Below are 5,186 nucleotides of genomic sequence, written 5' to 3'. Positions count from 1 at the left end.
TCGCCGACCTGGTCCAGGCCCACCGGTCCACGATCGTCTTCGCCAACTCCCGCCGCCTGGCGGAGCGGCTGTGCAACCGGCTCAACGAGATCGCGTACGAGCGCGCGACCGGCGAGACCCTGGAGGAGCACCACTCCCCCGCCCAGCTGATGGGCGGCTCGGGCGCGGCCCAGGGGGCGCCCCCGGTGATCGCCCGCGCGCACCACGGCTCGGTCTCCAAGGAGCAGCGCGCCCTGGTGGAGGAGGACCTGAAGGCCGGCCGGCTGCCCGCGGTGGTCGCCACCTCCAGCCTCGAACTCGGCATCGACATGGGTGCCGTGGATCTCGTCGTCCAGGTCGAGTCCCCGCCCTCGGTGGCCTCGGGCCTGCAGCGGGTGGGCCGCGCGGGACACCAGGTCGGCGCCGTCTCCACCGGTGTCGTCTTCCCGAAGTACCGGGGCGATCTGGTCCAGGCGGCCGTGGTCACCGAGCGGATGCGCTCGGGCGCGATCGAGTCGCTGAGGGTGCCCGCCAACCCCTTGGACGTGCTGGCGCAGCAGCTGGTCGCCATGACGGCGCTCGACACCTGGCAGTTCGACGACCTGCTCGCCGTGGTCCGCCGCGCCGCCCCGTTCGCCTCGCTGCCCGAGTCGGCGTTCACGGCGGTCCTGGACATGCTGGCGGGCCGCTACCCGTCGGACGCGTTCGCGGAGCTGCGCCCGCGCGTGGTGTGGGACCGCGTGGCCGGCACGGTCACCGGCCGCCCCGGCGCCCAGCGCCTGGCCGTCACCTCCGGCGGCACCATCCCGGACCGCGGTCTGTTCGGGGTCTTCCTCGCCGGTTCCGACCCCAAGAAGGGCGGCGGCCGGGTCGGCGAGCTGGACGAGGAGATGGTCTACGAGTCCCGCGTGGGCGATGTCTTCACGCTGGGCACGAGTTCGTGGCGGATCGAGGACATCACGCGCGACCGCGTCCTGGTCTCGCCCGCGCCGGGCGTGCCGGGCCGGCTGCCCTTCTGGAAGGGCGACCAGCTGGGCCGCCCGCTGGAACTGGGCCGTGCGGTGGGCGCGTTCCTGCGCGAGGTCGGCTCGCTGGCCAGGGACGACGCGCGGCTGCGGCTGCTGGCCGCGGGCCTGGACGCGTGGGCGACGGACAACGTGCTGTCGTACCTGGACGAGCAGCGGGAGGCCTGCGGCCACATCCCGGACGACCGCACCATCGTGGTCGAGCGGTTCCGGGACGAGCTGGGCGACTGGCGGGTCGTCGTCCACTCCCCGTTCGGCGCACAGGTCCACGCCCCGTGGGCGCTCGCCCTCGGCGCCCGCCTGTCGGAGCGGTACGGCATGGACGCGCAGGTCATGCACGCGGACGACGGCATCGTGCTGCGGCTGCCCGACGCCGATCTGATGGGCCTGGACCTGCTCGACCAGGAGCCGGTGAAGGCCGGCACCGAGTACGACAGCGAGCAGGCCCCGGTCGGCGTGGCCGACGTCGCCTTCGACAAGGGCGAGGTCGATCAGATCGTCACCGACCAGGTCGGCGGCTCGGCGCTGTTCGCCTCCCGGTTCCGTGAGTGCGCCGCCCGCGCGCTGCTGCTGCCGCGCCGCAACCCCGGCAAGCGCACCCCGCTGTGGCAGCAGCGCCAGCGAGCGGCCCAGCTGCTCCAGGTGGCGAGCGAGTTCGGCTCGTTCCCGATCGTCCTGGAGGCGGTCCGCGAATGCCTCCAGGACGTCTTCGACGTCCCCGGTCTCGTCGAGCTGATGGGGGACATCGAGTCCCGCAAGGTGCGCCTGGTCGAGGTCACCACCCCGGAGCCGTCCCCGTTCGCCCGCTCCCTGCTCTTCGGGTACGTCGCCCAGTTCCTGTACGAGGGCGACTCCCCGCTGGCCGAGCGGCGCGCCGCCGCGCTGTCCCTGGACTCGCGGCTGCTGGCCGAGCTGCTGGGCCAGGCGGAGCTGCGCGAACTGCTGGACGCGGAGGTGCTGACCGAGCTGGAGCGCGAGCTGCAGTGGCTCACCGAGGACCGCCGCGTCAAGGACGTGGAGAGCGTCGCCGACGTGCTCCGGCTGCTCGGCCCGCTGACCGACGCCGAGCTGGTCGCGCGGGGCGCGGACGCGCAGTGGGCGCGGGAGCTGGCCGGGGCCCGCCGGGCCATCAAGGTGCGGATCGCGGGCGCCGACCACTGGGCGGCCGTCGAGGACGCGGGCCGGCTGCGCGACGCGCTCGGCACGGCGCTGCCGGTCGGTGTCCCCGAGGCGTTCACCGAGCCGGTCAAGGACCCGCTGGGCGACCTCCTCGCGCGGTACGCCCGTACGCACGGCCCGTTCACCTCGGCCACCGCGGCGGCGCGGTTCGGTCTGGGGGTCGCGGTCACCGAGGGCGCCCTGCAGCGGCTGGCCGCGGCCGGCCGGGTCGTGCAGGGCGAGTTCCACCCGGCGGGCATCGGCCAGGAGTGGTGCGACGCGGCCGTACTGCGCCGGCTGCGCCGCCGCTCCCTGGCAGCCCTGCGGCATGAGCTGGAGCCTGTGCCGCCCGCCGCGCTCGCCCAGTTCCTGCCGCAGTGGCAGCACATCGGCAGGGGCCACGGTCTGCGGGGCATCGACGGACTGGTGCGCGCGATCGAGCAGTTGCAGGGTGCCTCGGTGCCGGCCTCCGCGCTGGAGAAGCTGGTCCTGCCCTCCCGCGTGGCGAACTACACGCCCTCGATGCTGGACGAACTGACCGCCGCCGGTGAGGTGGTGTGGGCCGGCGCGGGCGCCCTGCCCGGCAAGGACGGCTGGGTCTCCCTGTATCTGGCGGACGCGGCTCCGCTGCTGCTCCCGGCTCCCCATCCGCTGGAGCTGACCGCGCTGCACCAGTCCGTCCTGGACACCCTGTCCGGCGGTTACGGCCTGTTCTTCCGGCAGATCGCCGACCAGATCCGCGCCACCACGCACCCCGACGTCACCGACCCCCAACTCGCCGACGCGCTGTGGGACCTGGCCTGGTCGGGCCGGCTCACCAATGACACGCTGGCGCCGATGCGCGCCCTTCTGGGATCGGGTCGTACGGCGGGCTCGACCGCGCACCGCGCCAAGCGTGCCGTCCCGCGCGGGCGCTACGGTTCCCTGACGGCCGCCGCGCGCACCGCCTCGCGCACCGGTCCGCCCACCGTGGCCGGCCGCTGGTCACTGCTGCCGGCGGCCGAGCCGGACACCACCGTGCGGGCGCACGCCCTGGCCCGCACGCTCCTGGACCGGCACGGTGTGGTCACCCGGGGCGCGGTCGCCGCGGAGGGTGTCGAGGGCGGCTTCTCCGCGGTGTACCGGGTGCTGTCGGTCTTCGAGGAGAGCGGCCAGGCCCGGCGCGGTTACGTGGTCGAGGGACTGGGCGCGGCCCAGTTCGCGATGGACGGCGCGGTGGACCGGCTCCGCGCGGTGGCGAACGCCCGGGAGCGGACCGAGGGCCTGCCCGCCCCGTCCGGCCGGGGAGGCTTCGGCCCCCCGGACACCGCTTACGGCTTCGGCACTCCGGGCGCCGCGAACGGCTTCGCCGAGCCGGGCTTCCCGAACCCGTTCGACGGCACAGACGGCACAGACGGTACAGGCGGCACGGCCGGCAGCGACGACATCTACGGCACCCCGCACGGCCACACCTCCCCCGGCGGTCACGACACGGCCGACGGCGGTCTGGACCACCCCGGCCTGGACGGTGACTTCACCTGGCCACCGGAGGACCACCGCGCCGACGGCGGCCACGCCGCGTCCCGCGACCTCGCCGACCCGTTCGCCTCCCCCGGCTACGGCGGCCCCCGCGGCGGCAGCCCCGCCCGCTCCGGCTCGTCCGCCCCCTATGGCCCGGCCTCCTACGGTCCGGCCGCCTACGGCACGACCCCGCACCGCGGCTACGGCACCGGCCGTGCGGGCGCCCCGGCACCCGACCCCCGCGCCGTGGTCCTCGCCGCCGCCGACCCCGCGAACGCCTACGGCTCCGCGCTCGCCTGGCCGGAGCCGCCGACCGGAGCCGGGCACAAGCCGGGCCGCAAGGCGGGTTCGCTGGTCGTCCTGGTGGAGGGCGAGCTGACGCTGTACATGGAGCGCGGCGGCAAGACGCTGCTGGCCTGGCCCGCCGCCCCGGACACCGCACCCGCGGACGATCCCCGCCTGCGCATGGCGGCCGAGGCGCTCGCCGCGGCGGCCCGGGCCGGCTCGCTCGGCACGGTCACGGTCGAGCGGATCAACGGCACCCAGGCTCTGACCTCCCCCATAGGCACGCTCCTGGAGGCGGCGGGGTTCGTCGCGACGCCGCGCGGCCTGCGGCTCAGAGCATGACCGGCACGGCCGCGGGCCTCCGCCCGCCCCACCCCGCGAGGCACCCGTGGCACCCTTGACGCATGCCCGAAGGTGACACGGTCTGGCAGGCCGCGCGGCGGCTGCACGAGGCCCTCGCGGGCAAGCCGCTGACCCGCAGCGACTTCCGCGTGCCCAAGTACGCGACGGTCGACCTCACCGGCCGCAGGGTGCTGAACACGATTCCGCGCGGCAAGCACCTGCTCACCCGGTTCGAGGGCGGCCTGACCCTGCACACCCACCTGCGCATGGAGGGCACGTGGAAGGTGTTCGGCGCGGGCGAGCGCTGGCGGGGCGGGCCGGCGCACCAGATCCGGGCGGTGCTCAGCACCACCGACCGTACGGCCGTCGGCTACCGCCTGCAGGTCCTTGAGCTGCTTCGCACGACCGAGGAGGAGCAGGTCGTCGGCCACCTGGGCCCCGACCTGCTCGGTCCGGACTGGGACCCTGAGCGCGCTCTGGCCAACCTCCTCGCGGACCCCGCCCGGCAGCTCGGCGAGGCCCTGCTGGACCAGCGCAATCTGGCCGGCATCGGCAACGTCTACAAGAGCGAACTGTGCTTTCTGCTCGGTGTGACCCCCTGGCTGCCGGCCGGCGCGCTCCCCGCGGACCGTGCGGAGAAGCTGCCCGGTCTGGCCAAGCGGCTCCTGGAGGCGAACCGTGACCGCCCGGTCCGGCAGACCACCGGCCTGCACCGGCACGACCTGTTCGTCTACGGCCGCGCACCCCGCCCGTGCCTGCGCTGCCACACCCCCGTGCGGGTGGCGGACCAGGGCGACGGCTCCCAGGAACGCCCCACCTACTGGTGCCCCACCTGCCAGACGGGCCCCGCCCCCGCACCGGGCTCCCCCCAGCGCTGGCGGGACAAGTACCCCCGAC

General features: G+C 75.3%; 2 protein-coding genes. Both read left to right on the top strand.

Features of this window, described 5'->3' with window-relative positions:
• Positions 1 to 4,289 (top strand): Lhr family ATP-dependent helicase (locus CCN44_RS36775; RefSeq protein ID WP_086703025.1); only part of this gene is annotated, 4,289 nt, incomplete at its 5' end.
• Between the two features lie 62 nt (positions 4,290 to 4,351).
• Positions 4,352 to 5,186: Fpg/Nei family DNA glycosylase (locus tag CCN44_RS36770; protein WP_107502147.1), on the top strand; the 835-nt coding region annotated here is incomplete at its 3' end.

The organism is Streptomyces tricolor, from assembly GCF_002155905.1.
GTDB lineage: Bacteria > Actinomycetota > Actinomycetes > Streptomycetales > Streptomycetaceae > Streptomyces > Streptomyces tricolor.
The sequence above is the reverse complement of the archived record's forward strand: the minus strand, read 5'-3'. Positions and strand labels throughout refer to the sequence as shown.